The following is a 19,300-nucleotide window of genomic DNA, read 5'->3' on the forward strand; positions in this document are numbered from 1 at the left end:
TAGGTCGATAGTTTTTCAGTGTGGGACAGGGTCAATGACGAACGTGGCGCCCTACCCAAAAGGGTAGGACCGGCCCGAAAGCCGCCTTATCAAGCGACAAAATGCATATACCTTGATTTCAGGACGTCAGCTGACGCTCGCGCGCGACTGTCACCGCATCGACTCTGTTATCGACGCCCAGCTTGGAGAAAATATTCTTCAAATGAAACTTCACGGTATTCTCTGTCATATCGAGAACACGCGCGATTTCCTTGTTCCGCGCCCCATTGGCGAGCTCTGACAGGACCTCGCGCTCACGTGCGCTCAGAAGGTCAAGACGCTGGTGGATCTTCAGGCGCATCCGCCGCATACGCCGGGCCTCGAGCAAATCCTCGATAAAACTGCGCACGAAACTGCCCGAAGCGCGCAACTTGCTCTGCTGGCGGCAAAGGCGCAAAAGGTCTTCTATTTCCTGCGGCATTTCCAGAAAAAGCCGGCGCGCATTTTGCGGCGCGGCTGCCGACAAGACTTTGAGCAACTGCGCAGCGGCGTTGATTTCGTCCTTGGCGATATAGCTAAACAGAGCACGTAGTATCCGCGCCTGCGCTGCATCATAGACGCGTCCGCTGCGTTCCGCCGCTGCTTCAAGATCGTCGGCAATCTCGTACGCCTCGCTGATTCGTTGCTCCGCCAAGCGCAAGCGCAGATGCGCCATGCCGCAAGCGTGATGACGCCGCCATTGAAACGGCTCATCTCGCCAGCCGCCAATCGCGAAAGCCAGAGACGGATGGCTCAGCAACTCCCCCGCCTCATCGATTGCGCCGAAATGCACAAGCCAGCGGGCTCTTTCCGCCAGCATGAGGCTTTGAAGGCGCTCCAGATTTCGGCGCTTCGCCGTCACCTCGCCCCGCGCCAGCACCTCGAGCACCGCTTCATGCCCTTCCGTGCAGTAAGCGATGCTCGCCGCGACCTGATAAACCGGTGCAAAGATTTCCAGCCAGGAGTCGTGACGTTCAATATAGCCTAGCGAATTTGACAATAAGCTTTCTGCGGCATCCATATCATCGCGTTCCGCGCGCATGACGCCGAGCAAACCATCGGCGATATTTTTCAGCCCGCTATCGGAGCCGTAATTTTCTTCAGCGAGCGCTCGCGCCTCATTGATCGTCGCTTCCGCTTCATTGAGATTAAGCGCGTGATATTGCGCCAGACCCAGATGAAAATAACAGTAATTTAAAGGCAGAACCTGTCCGCTTGCTTGCAGGCGCCGGATAGCCTCGGCGCTCGCTGCCTGGGCAGGCTCGACATCACCCAACACAAGCGGCTGCAAACAGGCTTCCGTCAGGCGCACCGCAAGATCGCCCGGGTCGTTCTCATCGGCGCGCTTAACATTCTCCCGCGCCAGTGCAAGATCATTGAAACTGATCGGATGATCTTCATAGCGCCGCAACAGGCCGTTCACATGATCGAAGTCGCGACTGGCGGCCGCGTCTGTTTCTCCGCCGCTATTTTCGAACAACGGCGCCAACTCTTCGAGAAGGCGGTGCGCGCACGCAAGATCGCCTGTCTTCATGCAATGATAAGCCTTGCAAATCTGGAGCCGCGGAAAACGCCTGATTTCTTCATCGCTGAATTGCTGCAGCAGGCTGCTCGCCATGCCGACGCCATGCTCAATAATCAGCCGCCAGCCGCCAGCGGAAAGGACAATATCCGCTGCTCTTACAATATCGCCGGCCGCTTTCGCATGCTTGACGGCCTCGACCAGAAAGCTCTCCTTTTCAAACCATTCAGATGCGGCGGCGTGCAGCATTGGAATTGACTGCGGCCTCTCTTTTTCAAGCGTGCGCTTCAGAAAATCACTGAAAAGATGATGGCATCGGAACCACGAATGTTCTCGGTCAAGCGGAAATATGAGCCCATAAAGCCGATGCAAGCTGGACAGTATCTGTCCGCAATCATCTCTCCCGCAAACCGTATTGGCCAGCTCGGCGTTAAAGCGTTCGAGAACCGATGTTTTCAGCAGGAATTCCTGAAGCGACGGCTCCAACTCGAAGAGTATTTGCTCAGCAAAATACTCAGCAACATTCCCGGACCATAAGAGGTCGCCAGCTATCGGCGCATCAGCGCCGGGACGGTCCTCCCACCACAGCTTCGCAAGCTGCAGGGCAACCGCCCATCCTTCCGTCTGATGGATGAGTCCCTCAAGAACGGACGCGGAGATAGTCGGTCCGAGAAGGTCGCGCGCCTCGGTGTCGGTGAATTTCAGCGCTTCGGCGCCGACCTCAATCAGTTGATCACGCGCCCTGTAGGTTGCGTGAACGATTTTCGGACGCTCTCTGCCGCTGATGAAAACATGCACATGATCTGGCGCGCTGGCGATAAACGCATCCAGCAGCTTGTCCGCTTCCGCAGACTGAAGGCGGTGATAGTCATCGAACACCACCACCACATCCTGCTTGCACTCAGACAGCTGATTGATCAGTGAAGCGAAGGCGGCGTCGGTCAAGGTGTCGGCGAGACCTTGCCGGGCAGCCATTTCCAGCCGCCCGAGCCGCACTCCTGCATTGGAAATCGCCGCGATCAGGTAAGACGTTAGCCGTAACAACTCACCGTCATTTTCATCGAGGGATAACCAGGCGACATGAGCCCCCTCCTCTCGCCAGCGTTCGCACCATTCCGTCAAAAGCGAGGTCTTGCCGTATCCCGCCGGCGCCGTAATCAAGCCGAGTTTCGATTGTCTCCAACGCGAAAATTCGCCATCCAGGCGATTACGGACGATAAGATCCCGCCACAATTGCGGCGGGCAGAGCTTGGTCTCAATAATCCAGTTGGTGCTCACCGTTGCAATTTCGCTTCCCTGCCTGTCGGGGTTCTTATTCTCGCAAACCTCGACAATATAGCAAGAAAGAAGGAAATCGGAAAAATCTGCAGCGCTGGCCGGCGAGGCTTCCTTTGCAGACAACGAATGAACAGTGAATATCCGTGCACTACGTTCGCTTCGCGAAAGGAAGCGACTAATGGTGCGGACGGGGGGACTTGAACCCCCACGAGGTTACCCTCGACAGATTTTAAGTCTGTTGCGTCTACCGGTTCCGCCACGTCCGCAAAGTGCGCGCCAATAAACAGGCGTCCTCTCATAATGGCAACCGGAATTGTTGGAAAAGACCAGGCCTGCCGATGGGCGCGATTGGTGGGCCCGGAGGGACTCGAACCCCCAACCTAGCGGTTATGAGCCGCCAGCTCTAACCAATTGAGCTACAGGCCCGGAAGACGGCCTTCCGTCTGACGGGAGCGCCCTATTATCAGCTATCGAAAGCGGGCGAAAGCCCGCCGCCCGCGCCGTTTTTCACTCGCCTCACCCGAACTTGAAGGCGTCTCGGCCCGTTGACATATTGCGGTGAAATCGCCGCCTTGTTTTCGCCGTGTCAGGCCGTCACAGCAGTTTAACCAAAAAAGGAGCCAATTCATGCGTTCAGCCATCCTTCCCGCCGCAGCTACCGCCATCATGATGGCGGGTTGCGCCGCGCCGGCCGCCAGCGCCGCCGATCCCGCCAATGCGCCGCGCACCATCACCGTCACGGGCGAAGGCCGCGCCGCCGCTGCGCCTGATATGGCGGTAATCTCCATCGGCGTCCGTAGCGAAGCGCCGACCGCCGCCGCCGCCCTGCGTCAGAATTCCGCGGATATGAGCGCGACGATCAAAAAGCTGAAAGATCTCGGAGTTGCCGACAAGGATATCCAGACCTCAGGCCTGTCCGTTAATCCGCGCTACAATTACGAAAAGAACAGATCGCAGCCGGAAGTGATCGGCTTCACCGCCTCTAACAGCGTCACGGTGCGCCTGCGCGATCTTTCCTCCGCAGGATCCGTGATCGACCAGGCGGTGCAATCGGGCGCCAACACGCTTGGCGGGGTCTCTTTCTTCTTTTCCGAACCGAAACCGCTCTATGACGAAGCCCGCCGCGACGCCGTCACCGAGGCGAAATCGAAAGCTTCGCTGCTAACAGACGCCGCCGGCGTTCGTCTCGGCAAGCTCCTCTATATTCAGGAGGGCTACGCCCAGGCGCCGCAACCGAAAATGTATTCAGCGCGGATGGAGATGGCGGATTCCGCCGCCAATGTCCCTATGGAGGCTGGCGAGTCGGAGGTGAATGTCACTGTTTCGCTCGTCTACGAAATTGAATGATCGCTGAGCTTTGAAAACTTTTCTCTGAAGCGGCCCCCAAGCGGGGCCGTTTTCATTTGGAGAAAAGGTCGCCGAAGAAATCGCCTTCATTCCACACCGGCTTTTCCGGAGCGTCCGCAATGGCGCGAGCAATGATATAGTTGATCTCCGCAAAGCGCGCGAGCTCATCATAAAGAATAGGCTGGGAAATATCATCGCTCGGCTTGTGATAATGGTTCTTGTAGAAATCCCAGAACTTTTCCTCGCCGCCATTATCGAAGCCGGTCCACAAAAAGATTGACGGCACGCCCTGCTCCACAAAGCGGTAATGGTCTGAGCGAGTGAAAACGCCAAGTTCTGGAATTGGGTCCGGCGACAACCCAATGCCGGTTTCTTCAAGCGCGGCCTTCATAATCGGTCCGATTGATGATCGTTCGGCGCCGAAAGCGATCACATCCGTAAATTCATGAAGCATCACCGGCATATCGAGATTGACATTGGCGACCATCTCGCCGCGTCCAATGGTCGGGAAATGCGCAAAATAGTCCGCGCCCAGAAGCCCTTTTTCTTCGGCTGTGACAGCAAGGATGAGGACGCTGCGTTTCGGCGCGCCTTCCGCCATAAACCGCTGCGCCGCTTCCAGCATGGTCGCAACACCCGTTGCATTATCCATGGCGCCGTTATTAATCCCATCCTCACCTTTGTCGATAAGACCGTGATTGACGCCCACATGATCGAGATGCGCAGTCAGTATGACATATTCGTTTTTCAGTTTCGGATCAGCGCCGGGGATAAGGCCCACCACATTCGGGCTTGAAATGTTTTCCCGCTTCATGGCGCCGGACATGGAGACTTTCACGGCGAGATCGAAACTACCCGTAGGATCGCCTTCCCCGTCAGCGGCGGCCCGCACCTCATCATAACTGTGCGCGGCGCCGTCAAAAACCAGTTCTGACTGGGACGGGTGCAGAACTGCACGACCTTTTATGTTTGGACCTGAGGTGTCGGCGCGACCATCGGGCCATAACCAGGTTAAGGACGTGTAATGCGGATTGGCGGTTCGCCGCTCCCAAGGCGTGCGCTTCTCACTCGCAGCCGTGGCGAGAGTAAGCGTGCCAATTGCGCCCCGGTCCGAAGCCTCTTTCGCTTTTAAGCTGCTGGAGTTGAAATGCGCTCGGCTTTCAGTATCGAAAATGTCCGGCGCTCCATAAAAATAAACCACGACCTTTCCGGCCACATCGACGCCTTCATAGTCGTCATAACCAAATGCCGGCGCATGCACGCCATAGCCGACAAACACCATCGGCGCCTGCATGATAGAAAAAGCGTCTTCAGCGACCGAAGGGTAAAGGACAAAATCCGTGAGACTTTCAAGCTGACGCAAATCGCCGTCCGGGGATGTTATCGACAATGCCGCAACGTCCACCACCGGCGATGCCGATACAAAAGGAACCTCCTGCATCCAGCGCCCATTGGCGCCGGGCTTCAGGCCGAGCCCCGCCATCCGCGCCGCCACATAATCAGCCGCCTGTCGATAGGCTTCGGTTCCGGTTTCACGTCCCTCGCGTGCGTCATCTGACAGCCAGGCAATATCGGCGCGGATACGTTCGACGACACCGTTCTTTGCTTGTGTCTCAACAGCGGCTTGAGCGACCTGCGGATATGCTGGCGGCGGCTCCACGGTGGCGCAGGCGGCGACAAGCGCAGACAGGAACAGACAAGCTATTAAGCGAAGCAGATTGACTTGCATTGAAATTCCTTTTTCACGGCCGCGATTAGGGGCGCCCCGTCCCTGCCGGTCAAGGCGGCTGCGACAGCGCGCATTCCGATTCCCGCGAGCCCAGCCCCCCCGCCACATCAGTAGTGATGTGATTTTGCAACGCTTTTTCGCATTGATGTAGAGTATTGGAACCCCTGCGCCAGCGCGGTATTATTACCAGCAGGGGAGTATTGCGCGATGAACAGATTTTCGGTTTCACATCTTACAGGCAGCGTCTTCGCCGCCGCGTTGATCAGTCTTGGCTCGGCTTCGGCGCAAGGCGGTTATGTTCATGAAAACGGGATTGGTCCTGATCCGGATCATGACACGAATCCCGCCACGATCACACGCCCGATCCAAAAGCAGGAAAGAGCGAAAGGCGATCTGGATGATCCTTATCGCGTCATTGATTTTGAAGTTCCGCCCGGCCGTCACGGCGAGATCATTCGCGAAGCCTATGCAAAAGAATTCGGCGTGCATTTTGGCAAAGGCGTCACCCGCCAGGTTTGCGAAGGTCAGCGCCGGTTTTATTACGATTCCATCTGCACCTATGAGGCGGCGCCCAGCGGGGCATACGCAGCCGGCTATTACGATTATCTCAATGCGCCGCTGACTATTGAGTTCGACCAACCGGTCTGCGTCGCCACGCTGGCGATTTATCCCACCGGCGCACGCCAAAACGAACCCTTCCGGGTGCTGATAAAAGGTTGGGATGCGGACGGGCTGGCGCTGCCCGACGCTGAAACCGAGTTCGAGTGGAACAAGAACACCGTACGCTGGAAAAATATGGCTGGGGCCTATTATATCGGCGGCCGCGCAAAAAAGATCGAAGTCAGCATGAAGAGCGGCAATCCGGCGGAGTCGAGAGATATCCTGCGCTTTCTCATCGACGATGTCGCCTTCGTTCAAGAAGGATGTGACGAGGTGCTCGCGGATTTTGCCGAGCAGGAGGCTGACGACATCATCGCCGACGCCGACGAAGACCTGTCAGAAGACAGCTTGGTGATCATCGAAGGCTCATAAGTCTTGGCGAACGAAAAACAGGTCCTTTACGAAGTCATCGCCGACATATCCCCGGATGCGCGCGGCGAGTATCTCGCTTGGTTGACGCCGCATGTGGCGCAGATGCTCACATTTGACGGCTTTCTGTCCGGCGAAATTTTCATCAACGCAGAGGACGAATGCGAGATCACCAGCGTCTATCGTCTCCGCGACATGGCGGCGATGGACGCTTATCTTGCTGGTCCTGCAAAGGAAATGCGTGCAGACGGCGTCAAGCGCTTCGGCGGCAAGCTGGTTGCGCGCCGGCGCATTCTAAAATCACGCTAAAGCGCCTTGCGCATGAGGATGATCGTATTGACGTGACCATTCGCGGCGACCTGCGTCTCGCGGCTCACCTCTTCATAACCACGCGCGCGATAAAGCGGCTCACCCGGCACGGTCGAGCCAAGCTCAATCGTTTTGAACCCGGCCTCACGCGCCGCGTTTTCACCAAGCTCAATCAACAGCGAACCGACACCGCGCCGCGTCCAGTCGGGATGGGTGTACATGGCGCGAATGCGCGCGGCGTCTTTTGCGGGATTGGAATAGCTGTCGTCGCGGCCTTTGGTATGATTGCCGCCATATAAAGTCTTGCGTTTGCCCCAGCCGCCGCAGCCGGCCATGACGGTGGCGCCGCCCTGCTCCGTCTCAATCACGAAATAGGTGCCGTCTTCCAGAAGCGTCGTGTCGAGCCCCATGGTCTCCTGCGCGGCAGCGATCTCCTCCGCCGTCAGAAATCCCTTCATATTTTCGGCGATGGAGGCCTTCATCAGCGCGACAATGGCGGGCGCATCCGCTTCGGTGGCGATGCGATGGCTGAAACGGGTGTCCTTGCTCATAAGCCGATTATGCTCGCTGAGGCGAAAATGAAAATATCAAAGAAAATGGCGCCGCCCCAAAAAGGGCGGCGCCATTCGATCCTGTTCAAGACGGGCTTAGGCGGTCTGGTCGTCGATGGCCGCGTCCGGCGCATTCTTCATGACCGACTCGATGCCATTCTCGCACCCGGAGGCGCTGTCATACATCTGCGACTGACCGATGACTTGGTGGTTAGCCGCTTTCAGAACGAAATAGGGCTTGCCGCTGGTGGAGTCCTTGACTTCGAACCGCGCTTTGTCGGCCGCGTTCTTCTTGACCGAGGCGATCCCGTTTTCAGCGCCGGATTTATCCTTATAGCCTTCACTGGCGAGAATATTCTCTCCATTGCCAGCCTTGAGGCGGAAGCGGAATTCGCCGCCCTTGTCCTTATAAAGTTCAAATTTTCCGGCCATTCACTCAGTCTCCTCTGTCAGCCTTGAGGCCCTGTTCTCCCCTTCGCTCATGATCGCGATTCCGGCCATTATTGCAAATCTTCCGGAGCCCTAACGGGGATTTCTCAAAATATTTTCATGTCGTATTGCCAGACGCCCGTTAACGGCGACAGGCGCCCCTTCGGCTCCAATCCATGAGAATCCAAGGCTGAAGCCCACCGGATCAGGCCGGGCTGGCCCGATTACCTCCCCTGACTCTATTTTGCAGGGTTTCACTCAGGCCCGGCACTCATTATTTCTAAATGTTCCAGAATCGTTCTCATTTCGGTAAATAGAGTTCATGGCCCCTTCAACCGACCGCAAACCCAGCATTTCCGAGCGCGCGCTCGCCGCTGCGCAGGCCCGCCCCTCCGCAGGATCGCCCGGCGGAGATGCTGAAAATGCGCCTTATCTTGAGGGGCTCAATGACGAACAGCGCGCGGCGGTGCTGACGGTCGACGGCCCCGTGCTGATGCTCGCCGGCGCCGGCACGGGCAAAACCCGGGCGCTGACAACCCGCCTCGCCCACCTCCTCCACACTGGCCGCGCGCAGCCCTGGCAAATCCTCGCCGTCACCTTCACCAACAAGGCGGCGCGCGAGATGAAGGAGCGGATTGCGGCGCTTGTCGGCGGCGATGTAGAAGGCATGAAATGGCTCGGCACGTTCCATTCCATCGGCGCGCAGATCCTGCGCCGTCATGCGGAACTTGTGGGCCTGAAATCCAACTTCACCATCCTCGACGCCGATGATCAGGCGCGGCTCGCCAAACAGGTGATCGAAGCCGCCAATCTCGACGTGAAACGCTGGACCGGACGCGGTCTCGCCATTGTCATCGACGGCTGGAAAAACCGCGGGCTGACGCCGGACAAGGTCCCGGAAAACGAGGCGTGGCATTTCGCCGACGGACGCGGGATCGCCTTATACAAAGCCTACCAGTCGCGGCTGACCACCTTAAACGCCACAGATTTCGGCGACCTCCTCGTTCATAACCTGACCATCTTTCAAAACCACGCCGACATTCTCGAAGAATATCAACGGCGGTTTCGCTACATGCTGGTGGACGAGTATCAGGACACCAATGTCGCGCAGTATTTGTGGCTGCGGCTCCTTGCGCAAAAACACAAAAATATCTGTTGCGTCGGCGATGACGATCAGTCGATTTATGGCTGGCGCGGCGCCGAAGTTGAAAACATCCTGCGCTTTGAGAAGGATTTTCCGGGCGCAAAAGTAATCCGGCTCGAACGCAATTACCGGTCGACGCCATCGATCCTCGGCGCAGCCTCGGGCCTCATCGCCGCCAATTCAGAACGCCTCGGCAAGACACTCTGGACGGACCTTGAAGAGGGCGAAAAGGTGAAAGTGCGCGGCGTCTGGGACGGCGAGGAAGAAGCGCGACTCATCGGCGACGACATCGAGTCAGAGCAATCCAAAGGCCGCTCCCTTTCCCATATGGCGGTGCTCGTTCGCGCGTCGTTTCAGATGCGCGCCTTTGAAGAACGCTTCAACACACTCGGCCTCGCCTACAAGGTTGTCGGGGGGCCGCGTTTTTATGAACGCGAGGAGACCCGCGACGCCCTCGCCTATTTGCGGCTTATCCGGTCCGCCGACGACGACCTCGCCTTCGACCGCGTCGTCAATAAACCTAAACGCGGCCTCGGCGATAAAGCGCTTCAAACCTTGCACAAGATAGCGCGCGCCAATGACATTCCCTTGATGGCGGCGTCTCGCATGGCGCTTGAAAGCAACGACCTCGCCGCCGCCGCCCGCCGTTCGCTGCTCAATTTTGTGGACACCATCGACCGCTGGGCCCGCGACGCCAAAGACATGCCGCCCGCCGATCTCGCCGAACTCGTGCTGGAAGAATCCGGCTATATTGAAATGTGGAAGAATTCAAAGAGCCCGCAGGCCGGTGGCAAGCTCGACAATCTAAAAGAACTTATTCAGGCGGTGTCGGAATTTGATACCCTCAACGCCTATCTCGATCATGTGGCGCTCGTTTCTGAACTGAGCGAAAGCTCCGCCGACGGACAAGTCTGGCTAATGACGCTGCATGCGGCGAAGGGCCTTGAATTTCCCGTCGTGTTTCTGCCCGGCTGGGAGGAGGAAATTTTTCCCTCAAAGCGGTCGCTTGACGAAAAAGGCAACGCCGCGCTCGAAGAAGAGCGCCGCCTCGCCTATGTGGGCGTTACGCGCGCCGAAGAAAGCTGCCGCATTTCTTTCGCCGCGAACCGTCAGATCTACGGCCGCTGGCAGGCGGCGATCCCATCGCGCTTTATTGACGAACTACCGGAAGAACATGTGGAGGTGATGTCCGAGCCCGGACTTTACGGCAACGCCGCCTCGTCACTCGCGAGCCATTCTTCTTTTGAAGGAATGAAGCTGAAAGAAAACGACTATTACGACAATCCGGGCTGGAAGCGCGCCCGTGCGGCCTCGTCGCGTCCTGCTGCGCAACCGCCGCTGATCGAAGGCCGCGGCGCCACTGTGTCCGTCTCGGCGCCCGGAAAATCGAAATACAAGGTCGGTGAGCGCGTCTTCCACCAGAAGTTCGGCTACGGGAAAATCGCTTCCATCGAAGGTCAAAAATTGACCGTCAATTTCGAACATTCCGGACCGAAAAAGGTTATCGATACATTTGTCGAAGCGGCTTGAGGCTCACGCGTCAAAAAGATCGATTGTCCGGCGCAAGCGGTCATAATCGGCGGTGAACCCTTCCTCCGCCGGATCGCCCACCATGAAGCCATAGCGAAGACCCAGCAGATCGGTCCAGCGCTTGTTTACGGTGCAGAACCGGTCCGGCGGACTGATGGCGAGGAGCCCCGCGCCTTTCGCCAGCGTAAAGATCGAATGCACCTGATGGCTTCCTTCAGCGGCGACAACCAGCGCCGCGCCGTGAATTGCGTTGGCGATCTCAACCACATTCATCTTTGACGGGTCTACAACAAGAAACCCCTCAGCTTCGAGGCGCGCGGCAATCTCCACCTCATTGCCGAAACGCCGCACGCCCTTATCGGCGATGCCGCGCTTGATGAAAATGCGCCGCCCCGTCACTTTCGGCGCGCCAAGCTTTTTATAGGCGCGACTGCGAAGACGCTCCAGCCGCCGACCTTTATGAGTCGTGAAATCCTCATCATCAAACATGATGAGTTTTTTACAGCGGACATTTTCCGCCTGGCTCCAGGGCACATCCAGGAAATCGATATAGCCGCCTATATGCGTTTCACGGAATTGCGCGGCATGCCATGAAGGCGGGCTCGGCGAAAACGGCGTTCCATATTCTTCCGCCAGCAGCGACAAGGGCGCATCATCTTTCAGCCAATGGCCGAAATACATAAGGCCGAGAAAAGACCCGGCAAGCGCGCCTTCATCAATAACTTTAACGGGATTGTTTTTTGCCGAAGACGCACGATGTTCATTAGGCAGGATGCGTTTTTCTGCGCCGGCGGCGATGATCGATCCTTGGTAAAGGATTGCGTCTTTAAATTCATACGCCATGACCGCCGGGCGATCAAAAGCGCCGCCCAACATGCGTCGCTTTTCAACATCCGGCGTCGACCATTGCTCCACAACGCGGATGCGATCAAATTCTCCATCAAGGACGATCGACGGCGGCGTCTCGATCGTTTCAGGCGGCGCAATAACCCAGTTTTTTTCAGCCCGATCGAACAAGTTGTGAACGCCTGACAACCGGCGTTGCACACGAAAACGCGCATATGCCGCCATCAACGCCGCCCTGTTAAGATCGAACATCATGGAGCCCCTGGACCCGGTTGCACGTCGCCTTCATTGCGAGTAGGCCAATAAACACTAATCGACCAGCCGCACAATAAGCACGGAAACATTCATAATGTATAAAACGACCTGGAAAGGAAGCCGGGCCGAAATGGAAACCGCCTCGATGTTTTTCACCGAGGCCGACGAAACCATGGAGACCGCCGTCTCGCTCCGCCGCCTCGACAAGCCCGTCGAGGAAGGCGATGACGGCGTCTGGTCCCTTGAGACGTACACAGAAGATGCGCCCGACATCGCGGCATTGCGCGCGAAGCTCACCGCTTTCGACAACGCCCTCGCCAATATCGAACATGTGGCGACCGAAGACCTGCCCGACATTGACTGGGTCGCGCATTCGCTTGAGGGCCTTGGCGTCGTCAGATGCGGCCGGTTCGTGCTTTACGGCGTCCATGACGCAGACAAGCTGCCCAATGAAGACGCCGACATTCCGATCCGCATAGACGCCAATATGGCGTTCGGCACCGGCCATCATCCGACGACCGCAGGTTGTCTCACCCTGCTTGACCGCTTCGCCGGCTTCGCGCCCAAAAAAGTGCTCGATCTCGGCTGTGGATCGGCAATCCTCGCCATCGCAGCGGCGAAAATCTGGAAGCGGCAGGTGCTGGCGACGGATATCGATGAGGACTCCGTCGCGATTGCGGCGGAAAATGTCGATCTCAACGACGCGGACGACTATGTCATCACCCTTGCCGCTGACGGCTTCAATCATGATGAGATCAAGGACGCAGCGCCGTTCGATTTTGTCTTCGCCAATATCCTCGCGGGCCCTCTCGCCGAATTGGCGCCGGGGATGGCCGAGCATGTGGCCAAAAACGGCCGGGTGATGCTGGCCGGCCTGATGACGGAACAGGAGGCGGGCGTTATTTCCGCTTATGAGGCCGCCGGTTTTCGCATGATCAACCGTCTCGACCAGCCTACATGGCCGGTGCTGCTCTTCGTTAAAACCTGATCGCATCCGCTCTTGTGGCTTTCCTTGCGAAGCGCGATATTCCCGCCGACTGAAAGCCAGATTTGGATAATCCCATGTTCCAGACTTTTGAACCCGTTTCAGACCGTTCTTTTGCCGGCAAGCACCTGCCCCTTCTGCGCGCGGAAATGAAGAAACAAAATCTCGACGGGTTTCTCATTCCCCATGATGACGAATATCAGAACGAATATATTCCCGCCTATGCGGAACGGCTGATGTGGTCGACGGGATTTTCCGGTTCCGCCGGGGCTGCGCTGATCATGCTCGACAAGGCGATCATGTTCACAGACGGCCGCTACACGCTTCAGGTGCGCGCCCAAGCGGACAGCGCCTTCTTCGACTATGTCGACCTCATGGAAACGCCGCCCGATGCATGGCTTTCCGAAAATGCGCCGAAAGGCGCACGCATCGGCTACGATCCCATGCTGCACACGACGGCGGGCGTCAATAAACTGAAAACCGCGGCGCAGAAAGCCGGATTCGAGCTTATCGCAGTCGTGCAAAATCCCGTGGACGCCGCCTGGAAAGATCAGCCGCCGGCGCCGCTGACGCCGGTGAAACCGCATGACCTTCAATTCGCCGGCAAGTCATCTGAAGACAAACGCAAGGAAATCGCCGCAGCGGTCGCCAAAGCCGGGGCCGACATGGCGCTGATCACCGCCCCGCCCTCGATCGCCTGGCTTTTCAATGTCCGCGGGCAGGACGTTTCCCGGTCGCCCCTACCGCTCGGGCGCGCGCTGATCAACAAGGACGGTTCTGCGACGCTCTTCGTGGCGCCGGAAAAGATCGGGAATGATCTTCCGGGATTTCTCGGCGACGATGTGGATGTTCGCGCAGAAGACGACGTCGCCTCGGCGCTTGAAAAACTCGGAAAGCAACATATGAAAGTCGCCGTCGATCCGGCGCTCGCGCCGTCGAAATATGTGGATGACCTCAAAGCCAATGGGGCCGTCGTCATCGATCTGGCCGATCCATGCGCCCTCCCCCGCGCAGCGAAGAACGAAACCGAAATCGCCGGAACCCGCGCAGCGCATATTCGCGACGGCGCCGCCATCACCATCTTCCTGCACTGGCTCGACACGGAAGCGCAGTCGGGCGAGGTCGATGAAATCACCGCCGCGCAAAAGCTCGAATCTATTCGCATGCAATCGGACATGCTGCGCGATCTGAGCTTCGACACGATTTCCGGCGCGGGGCCCAACAGCGCCCTCCCCCATTACCGCGTCTCGACGGAATCGAACATCAAGCTCGACCGCAACTCACTCTATCTTGTCGATTCCGGCGGGCAATATCCCGACGGCACGACCGACATCACCCGCACCGTGCCCATCGGCGAGGCCAGTGATGAAATGCGCGACCGCTTCACGCGCGTACTGAAAGGCCATATCGCGCTCGCCGTCATGAAATTCCCCGCAGGAACGACTGGCCATCAGCTCGATATGGTTGCGCGCAAACCTCTGTGGGACGCCGGGCTCGATTACGATCACGGCACGGGCCATGGCGTCGGCTCGTTCCTCGGCGTCCATGAAGGCCCGCAGCGCATCGCCAAGGCGCCAAACACGCAAGCTCTAAAGCCCGGCATGATCCTTTCCAACGAGCCTGGCTATTACAAGGAAGGCGCATTCGGCATTCGTATTGAAAACCTTATTGTGGTGACAAAGCCGAAACCAGTGCCGGGCGGCGAGCGCGAAATGATGGAGTTTGAAACCATCACGCTCGCGCCGATAAATCTCGATCTCGTAAAGGTAGATTTACTGACGGATGATGAACGCCAGTGGCTCAACGACTATCATGACCGGGTCCGCAAGACGCTCGCGCCTTTAGTTCCGACTGAAATCAAAGACTGGTTCGAAAAAGCGACGCGGGCGCTTTAAGCCTTAAGACCGAGAGCGCCAATGATCGGTGTGATGAACGTCACCGTTTCCCCATAGCCGGTGAGTGTGTCTTTCACTGACTGGAAGTAGTCGTCGCCGCCATGGTCGCGGGCGTAATCGCGCGCGAAAGAAAATGTGGAAATAAGCCCCGCCGCCGCCGCGGAAGGCAATTCATGTCGCAGGCTCTGGCGATAGGGAGTGACTGAAGAAAAAACATCGCTTTCTTTCAGGACTTTTCCATAGTCATAGTTTTCCACCAGGCGCCGATCGCGATAGACCCGCCACTTATCAAACTCATCGGCAAAATAATCGCTTGCGGCGCCCGCGACCTCGAAGGCGTCGAAGGCGAAAGGGAAGAAAGCGCCGCCGCGCTTGAGCCAGCGCGCAACATTATTGCAGATGAGTTTCTGGTCCATCCAGTGAAACGCCGTCGCACTGATCACCGCGTCGAGGCTCGCCTCGTCAAAGATCGCCGCCTCTGCAGCTTTTACTTCAATCACAGCGTTTTCCGGCAAGCCGGCGTCGCCCGCCAGCCGGCCGTCAGGTTCAACGGCGATGACTTCGTCAAACAATCCGGCGAGCCGACGCGTCGCCTGCCCCGATCCGGCGCCGAGATCGGCGGCGCGTGCGCAGCCGCTCGTCACATGGGACAAGAGAAAGTCGAAAACTTCCCGTGGGTATTCAGGACGAAACGCCGAATATCGCGCGGCGGCTTCGCCGAAATTCATCGACGGATCAGCCATGAATTTTCTTACAGCTCACCCAGCGAAATCATCGCGCCGCCATCAATGATCATCGCCTGCCCTGTCATCCACCGCGCAGCGGGCGAAGCCAGAAACACGGCAGCGCCGGCTATATCGTCAGGCTCACCAAAACGGCGCAGCGGCAAACGCTCCGTCATGACTTTTTCAATCTTCGGATCTTTCCAGAGCGCTTCTGCGAAATGGGTTTTAACGACGCCAGGGCAGATACAGTTAACCCGCACATTATCGGGGCCAACCTCCACCGCAAGATTGCGCGCAAGCTGCAGGTCCGCCGCCTTGGAAATATTATACGCGCCGAGGGACGACGATCCGAAAAAGCCGCCAATTGACGAAATGATAATAATCGATCCGTCTTTTTTCGCGCGCATGTCGGGCAACACCATCTGCGACAGCCAATGCGGGGATTTGACGTTGCAATCGATAACCTTGTCGAACTGTTCGTCGGTCATGCCGGACGCAGGACCGTAATAGGGATTGACGGCGGCGTTGGCGACAAGAATGTCGACGGGCCCCAGCTTCGCTTTCGTTTCATCAACGAGGCGCTGCAACTCTTCCTTATGGGTAATATTGCAGGGGATGGCGAAAGCTGTTTCGCGCCCCTCCAGCATATTGATGGAATTGACAACCGGTTCACAGGCGTCGAGCTTGCGGCTCGAAACAACGACATTGGCGCCGTATTGCGCCAGACGCCGGGCGATTGCTTCGCCAATGCCGCGCGACGCGCCGGTGACGATCGCGGTCTTGCCGGTAAGGTCCAATAATGAATCGGGTTCGGCCATGCCTCTCTCTCCTCTTTTTAAGAAGGGAGACTACGGGATCGCAGTGAGTCGCGACATGGGCGGCGGTAATTTATTCTGCGGCGTCCTATTCAGCCGCAGCGGTGGCCGGGGCGTCCGCGGCGCCATCCTCATCCTTTTTGGTCGTGCGACGGGGGGCCCGACGGCGGCGAGGCTTCTTTTCCTCCTCCGCAGCCGCTTTAGGCTCTTCCTTCTCAGCGGCAGGTTCGGATTGGGCGGCGCTGTCTTCTTTGGCGCCGGGGGCGCTGTCGCCTCCGTCATTCTCCGAAGAAGCATTGCCATTGCGGCGGTTACGCGGCGGCCTTGCCTCGCGCTGCGGTTGCTCCTGATCGTTATCGTCAACGCTTGGCTGTTCGCCGTCAGTATCCGACGGCTGCTGATTCGGCTGCTGCGCCGGCTGCATGGAGCGAATCAGACGGAAATAGTGTTCTGCGTGCTGAAGATAGCTTTCGGCCTTCACACGGTCGCCAGCGGAAGACGCATCGCGAGCGAGCGCTTGGTATTTGTCGTAAATCTGGTTTGCGGTGCCGCGAATGCGAACATCCGGGCCGTTGGAGTCGAGCGCCCGGTTGGGATTAGAGCCACCGGGACGGCGGCGTTGGTTACGGCCACGCTTCATATGATTACCTTTAACAATTCCCCTACCGAAAAGCGGGCTTATCCCGTCTTTTCGCGATGAAAACAGTCTTTCCAGCTAACGGCGGAAAATCAGACCCGCCTGTTTCTTCATGCGATTGTCTTGTTCCTGGCGCAGCAAGGCTGCGGGGTCAGCGCCGACTGTTTCCGAACAAAGCGATCCCCAACGGATCACGCCAAAACCGGACGATGGTCGGATGCAAGACCGGGCCGCCGAAGATTCAAGGAAGTCGAAGGCGTTGAACCCCTGTCTTGGGCTCCATGATAGTGCGTGTCCCGCGCATTTCAATCCCCTTTTTGCCTCTTTCTGAGGTCAAATCCCACACCGCGGGGCCTTTCAGCAAGGTCATAGAGGGTAAATATAGTGTTTTCGGGCGCCAGCTCATGAAGAATGCCCGCAAGCGCCCCGGTCTGGCCCGAGCCGCATTCCATGAGAACAAGTCCGCCTTCAGCAAGGTGGCCGGGCAATTGCCGGATGATCGCCCGATAGGCGTCAAGCCCGTCCGGACCGGCGAACAGCGCGTCGCGGGGTTCATAGGCGGCGACATCACGGGCCAGCGTCGGGGCTTCGGTCACGGCGATGTATGGCGGATTAGCGATGATGAGATCAAAGACGCCGGACAGCGGCGACAGCCAATCGCCCGCGACAAAAGACGCCCTCTCGCCGAAGCCCAGCGCCGCAGCATTGGTCTTTGCAACCGCCAGGGCTGCAGCCGAACGATCTACGCCGACACCCTGCGCCTTTGGAAATTCTGACAATGATGCACAGAGAAGACATCCCGACCCCGTGCCAAGATCTGCGATGCGTAAGGGTTCGTCCCTGCCTCGCCGCTTCACCGCCGCCTCGATCAGCGCGCCGGAATCGTCACGGGGAATGAGGACCTCCGGGCTGACGCTGAATGGCAAACTCCAGAATTCCTTGACGCCTGTAATATAGGCCACAGGCTCCGCTGACGCGCGGCGGGCGACAAGCGCTGCAAACAGCGCCGCATCCGCTTCACCCATCATATCATTGGCGCGAGCGATGAGTGCGCCATCATCGACGCCCAGCACATGTTTCTGTAAAATTCGCGCATCGAGTTGCGGTGTGTCGCTATTGGTGAGACGCGCAGCGCCTTGGCGAAGCGCCTCGCCAATCGTCACCGGCACATAGTCAGGCATCTTCCTGCATCGCCGCGAGCCGGTCCGCGCGATCCTGCGCCCGGAGTTCTTCGATGACTGGATCGAGGCCGTCGCCGCGAATGATCTCGTCGAGATTGTGCACGGTCAACCCGATGCGATGATCGGTGACGCGGCTTTGCGGGAAGTTATACGTGCGAATGCGCTCCGACCGGTCGCCGGTCCCGACCATGCCTTTCCGCGCCGCCGCGCGCTCTGCGTCAGCGCGCGCCCGTTCGGCTTCGTAAAGACGCGCGCGCAAGACCTTCATCGCCTTGGCGCGATTTTTATGCTGGGACTTTTCATCCTGCTGCGAAACGACAACGCCGGTCGGAATATGCGTGATGCGCACCGCAGAGTCCGTCGTGTTCACCGACTGGCCGCCAGGGCCGGACGCGCGAAACACATCGATCCTGAGATCGGCTTCATTGATTTCAATGTCTACATCTTCCGGTTCCGGCAGCACCGCCACGGTCGCCGCCGAGGTGTGAACGCGGCCTTGCGTCTCCGTTTCCGGCACGCGCTGAACGCGATGAACGCCGCTTTCGAACTTCATCTTGGCGAAGACGCCGTCGCCGGAAATGTTCGCCTGAATTTCCTTATAGCCGTTCTTGTCGGACTCAGACGCCGACAACACTTCCACTTTCCAGCCCTGAAGCTGGGCGTAACGCTGATACATCCGGAACAGATCGCCCGCAAAAATCGCCGCCTCATCGCCGCCCGTGCCGGCGCGCACTTCAAGAATGACGGAACTATCGTCAGCCTTGTCTTTCGGCAGCAGCATCAGCTGGAGATCATGTTCAATCTCGGGTGCTGTTTCTTTCAGCTCCTGCAACTCCTCATAGGCCATCTCGGCCATATCCTTATCATCGCCTTCGGACAGCTCTTTGAGGTCGATCATCTGCTGGCGCACGGAGGAAAGCTCGCGGGCCTTTTCCACGACTTCTTTCAACTCGCCATGTTCTTTTGACAGGCGCACAATCTCATCGGCGCCTGACGCCGTCGCCATGGCGGCTTCGATTTTTTCAAACTTCGCGACCAGCGCGTCGAGTTTTTCCTGAGGGATCACGAAAGGATT

General features: G+C 58.0%; 16 protein-coding genes and 2 tRNA genes. 6 read left to right on the forward strand and 12 right to left on the reverse strand.

Going from position 1 to position 19,300, the window contains the following annotated elements:
* Positions 1 to 118: 118 nt before the first annotated feature.
* The 3 genes from ACFC5L_RS17290 to ACFC5L_RS17300 form a co-directional block, all read right to left on the reverse strand.
* On the reverse strand, positions 119 to 2,818 hold the full coding sequence (locus tag ACFC5L_RS17290; RefSeq protein WP_375203941.1) for a LuxR C-terminal-related transcriptional regulator: 2,700 nt from the start codon (positions 2,816 to 2,818) through the stop codon (positions 119 to 121).
* Positions 2,819 to 2,997: 179 nt separating this feature from the next.
* Positions 2,998 to 3,084, reverse strand: a tRNA-Leu gene (locus ACFC5L_RS17295).
* Positions 3,085 to 3,167: 83 nt separating this feature from the next.
* Positions 3,168 to 3,244 (reverse strand) — tRNA-Ile (locus ACFC5L_RS17300).
* A gap of 201 nt (positions 3,245 to 3,445) precedes the next feature.
* On the opposite strand from ACFC5L_RS17300, the gene ACFC5L_RS17305 reads away from it, so the two are divergent.
* Positions 3,446 to 4,165 (forward strand): SIMPL domain-containing protein, encoded by a 720-nt coding sequence (locus ACFC5L_RS17305; protein WP_375203942.1) that lies wholly within the window; start codon positions 3,446 to 3,448, stop codon positions 4,163 to 4,165.
* A 52-nt stretch (positions 4,166 to 4,217) separates the two neighbouring features.
* Here the strand turns inward: ACFC5L_RS17305 and ACFC5L_RS17310 are convergent, their stop codons facing one another.
* Complete coding sequence (locus tag ACFC5L_RS17310) at positions 4,218 to 5,894, reverse strand: M28 family metallopeptidase (RefSeq protein ID WP_375203943.1); 1,677 nt, start codon at positions 5,892 to 5,894, stop codon at positions 4,218 to 4,220.
* Positions 5,895 to 6,101: 207 nt separating this feature from the next.
* On the opposite strand from ACFC5L_RS17310, the gene ACFC5L_RS17315 reads away from it, so the two are divergent.
* Together ACFC5L_RS17315 and ACFC5L_RS17320 are read left to right on the forward strand one after the other, a co-directional pair.
* Positions 6,102 to 6,926, forward strand: a complete 825-nt coding sequence (locus tag ACFC5L_RS17315; protein ID WP_375203944.1) for a hypothetical protein — start codon at positions 6,102 to 6,104, stop codon at positions 6,924 to 6,926.
* A gap of 3 nt (positions 6,927 to 6,929) precedes the next feature.
* Entirely contained in the window at positions 6,930 to 7,232 is a 303-nt protein-coding gene (locus ACFC5L_RS17320; protein ID WP_375203945.1) for a DUF4286 family protein, read from the forward strand.
* Here the strand turns inward: ACFC5L_RS17320 and ACFC5L_RS17325 are convergent.
* Together ACFC5L_RS17325 and ACFC5L_RS17330 are read right to left on the reverse strand one after the other, a co-directional pair.
* A complete protein-coding gene (locus ACFC5L_RS17325) occupies positions 7,229 to 7,783 on the reverse strand; it encodes a GNAT family N-acetyltransferase (RefSeq protein ID WP_375203946.1) in 555 nt (184 codons plus the stop codon). The genes ACFC5L_RS17320 and ACFC5L_RS17325 overlap by 4 nt on opposite strands.
* A 96-nt stretch (positions 7,784 to 7,879) precedes the next feature.
* Positions 7,880 to 8,215, reverse strand: a complete 336-nt coding sequence (locus ACFC5L_RS17330; RefSeq protein WP_375203947.1) for a YegP family protein — start codon at positions 8,213 to 8,215, stop codon at positions 7,880 to 7,882.
* Positions 8,216 to 8,534: 319 nt separating this feature from the next.
* Here ACFC5L_RS17330 and ACFC5L_RS17335 point away from each other — a divergent pair, with 319 nt between their 5' ends.
* Positions 8,535 to 10,886 carry a DUF3553 domain-containing protein gene (locus ACFC5L_RS17335; protein WP_375203948.1) on the forward strand — a complete coding sequence of 784 codons (2,352 nt, stop codon included), beginning with the start codon at positions 8,535 to 8,537 and terminating at the stop codon, positions 10,884 to 10,886.
* A gap of 3 nt (positions 10,887 to 10,889) precedes the next feature.
* On the opposite strand, the gene ACFC5L_RS17340 is transcribed toward ACFC5L_RS17335, so the two are convergent.
* The gene (locus tag ACFC5L_RS17340) at positions 10,890 to 11,987 is read right to left on the reverse strand and encodes a glycosyltransferase family 61 protein (protein ID WP_375203949.1); all 1,098 of its coding nucleotides are present in this window, start codon (positions 11,985 to 11,987) and stop codon (positions 10,890 to 10,892) included.
* 94 nt (positions 11,988 to 12,081) lie between these two features.
* Here ACFC5L_RS17340 and ACFC5L_RS17345 point away from each other — a divergent pair, with 94 nt between their 5' ends.
* On the forward strand, positions 12,082 to 12,975 hold the full coding sequence (locus ACFC5L_RS17345; protein ID WP_375203950.1) for a 50S ribosomal protein L11 methyltransferase: 894 nt from the start codon (positions 12,082 to 12,084) through the stop codon (positions 12,973 to 12,975).
* Positions 12,976 to 13,049: 74 nt separating this feature from the next.
* Positions 13,050 to 14,867, forward strand: coding sequence for an aminopeptidase P family protein (locus ACFC5L_RS17350; RefSeq protein WP_375203951.1), 1,818 nt, complete (start codon positions 13,050 to 13,052; stop codon positions 14,865 to 14,867).
* Here ACFC5L_RS17350 and ACFC5L_RS17355 read toward each other — a convergent pair.
* The 5 genes from ACFC5L_RS17355 to prfA form a co-directional block, all read right to left on the reverse strand.
* Positions 14,864 to 15,610, reverse strand: coding sequence for a class I SAM-dependent methyltransferase (locus ACFC5L_RS17355; protein WP_375203952.1), 747 nt, complete (start codon positions 15,608 to 15,610; stop codon positions 14,864 to 14,866). The two genes, ACFC5L_RS17350 and ACFC5L_RS17355, sit on opposite strands and share 4 nt — an antisense overlap.
* Positions 15,611 to 15,618: 8 nt before the next feature.
* Entirely contained in the window at positions 15,619 to 16,410 is a 792-nt protein-coding gene (locus tag ACFC5L_RS17360) for an SDR family oxidoreductase (RefSeq protein WP_375203953.1), read from the reverse strand.
* An 85-nt stretch (positions 16,411 to 16,495) separates the two neighbouring features.
* On the reverse strand, positions 16,496 to 17,047 hold the full coding sequence (locus ACFC5L_RS17365; RefSeq protein ID WP_375203954.1) for a DUF4167 domain-containing protein: 552 nt from the start codon (positions 17,045 to 17,047) through the stop codon (positions 16,496 to 16,498).
* Positions 17,048 to 17,349: 302 nt separating this feature from the next.
* Positions 17,350 to 18,225, reverse strand: a complete 876-nt coding sequence (gene prmC / locus ACFC5L_RS17370) for a peptide chain release factor N(5)-glutamine methyltransferase (RefSeq protein ID WP_375203955.1) — start codon at positions 18,223 to 18,225, stop codon at positions 17,350 to 17,352.
* Positions 18,218 to 19,291 (reverse strand): peptide chain release factor 1, encoded by a 1,074-nt coding sequence (prfA, locus tag ACFC5L_RS17375; RefSeq protein WP_375203956.1) that lies wholly within the window; start codon positions 19,289 to 19,291, stop codon positions 18,218 to 18,220. The genes prmC and prfA overlap by 8 nt, the downstream gene beginning before the upstream one ends.
* Between the last annotated feature and the right edge of the window lie 9 nt (positions 19,292 to 19,300).

It is taken from the genome of Hyphococcus sp., from assembly GCF_041986965.1.
Lineage (GTDB): Bacteria > Pseudomonadota > Alphaproteobacteria > Caulobacterales > Parvularculaceae > Hyphococcus.

What these genes read in the sequence shown, in the direction of transcription:
- ACFC5L_RS17305 (WP_375203942.1), top strand. Translation starts at nt 3,446, where the DNA reads ATGCGTTCAGCCATCCTTCCCGCCGCAGCTACCGCCATCATGATGGCG.
- ACFC5L_RS17310 (WP_375203943.1), bottom strand. Translation starts at nt 5,894, where the DNA reads ATGCAAGTCAATCTGCTTCGCTTAATAGCTTGTCTGTTCCTGTCTGCG.
- ACFC5L_RS17315 (WP_375203944.1), top strand. Translation starts at nt 6,102, where the DNA reads ATGAACAGATTTTCGGTTTCACATCTTACAGGCAGCGTCTTCGCCGCC.
- ACFC5L_RS17325 (WP_375203946.1), bottom strand. Translation starts at nt 7,783, where the DNA reads ATGAGCAAGGACACCCGTTTCAGCCATCGCATCGCCACCGAAGCGGAT.
- ACFC5L_RS17330 (WP_375203947.1), bottom strand. Translation starts at nt 8,215, where the DNA reads ATGGCCGGAAAATTTGAACTTTATAAGGACAAGGGCGGCGAATTCCGC.
- ACFC5L_RS17335 (WP_375203948.1), top strand. Translation starts at nt 8,535, where the DNA reads ATGGCCCCTTCAACCGACCGCAAACCCAGCATTTCCGAGCGCGCGCTC.
- ACFC5L_RS17340 (WP_375203949.1), bottom strand. Translation starts at nt 11,987, where the DNA reads ATGATGTTCGATCTTAACAGGGCGGCGTTGATGGCGGCATATGCGCGT.
- ACFC5L_RS17345 (WP_375203950.1), top strand. Translation starts at nt 12,082, where the DNA reads ATGTATAAAACGACCTGGAAAGGAAGCCGGGCCGAAATGGAAACCGCC.
- ACFC5L_RS17350 (WP_375203951.1), top strand. Translation starts at nt 13,050, where the DNA reads ATGTTCCAGACTTTTGAACCCGTTTCAGACCGTTCTTTTGCCGGCAAG.
- ACFC5L_RS17355 (WP_375203952.1), bottom strand. Translation starts at nt 15,610, where the DNA reads ATGGCTGATCCGTCGATGAATTTCGGCGAAGCCGCCGCGCGATATTCG.
- ACFC5L_RS17360 (WP_375203953.1), bottom strand. Translation starts at nt 16,410, where the DNA reads ATGGCCGAACCCGATTCATTATTGGACCTTACCGGCAAGACCGCGATC.
- ACFC5L_RS17365 (WP_375203954.1), bottom strand. Translation starts at nt 17,047, where the DNA reads ATGAAGCGTGGCCGTAACCAACGCCGCCGTCCCGGTGGCTCTAATCCC.
- prmC (WP_375203955.1), bottom strand. Translation starts at nt 18,225, where the DNA reads ATGCCTGACTATGTGCCGGTGACGATTGGCGAGGCGCTTCGCCAAGGC.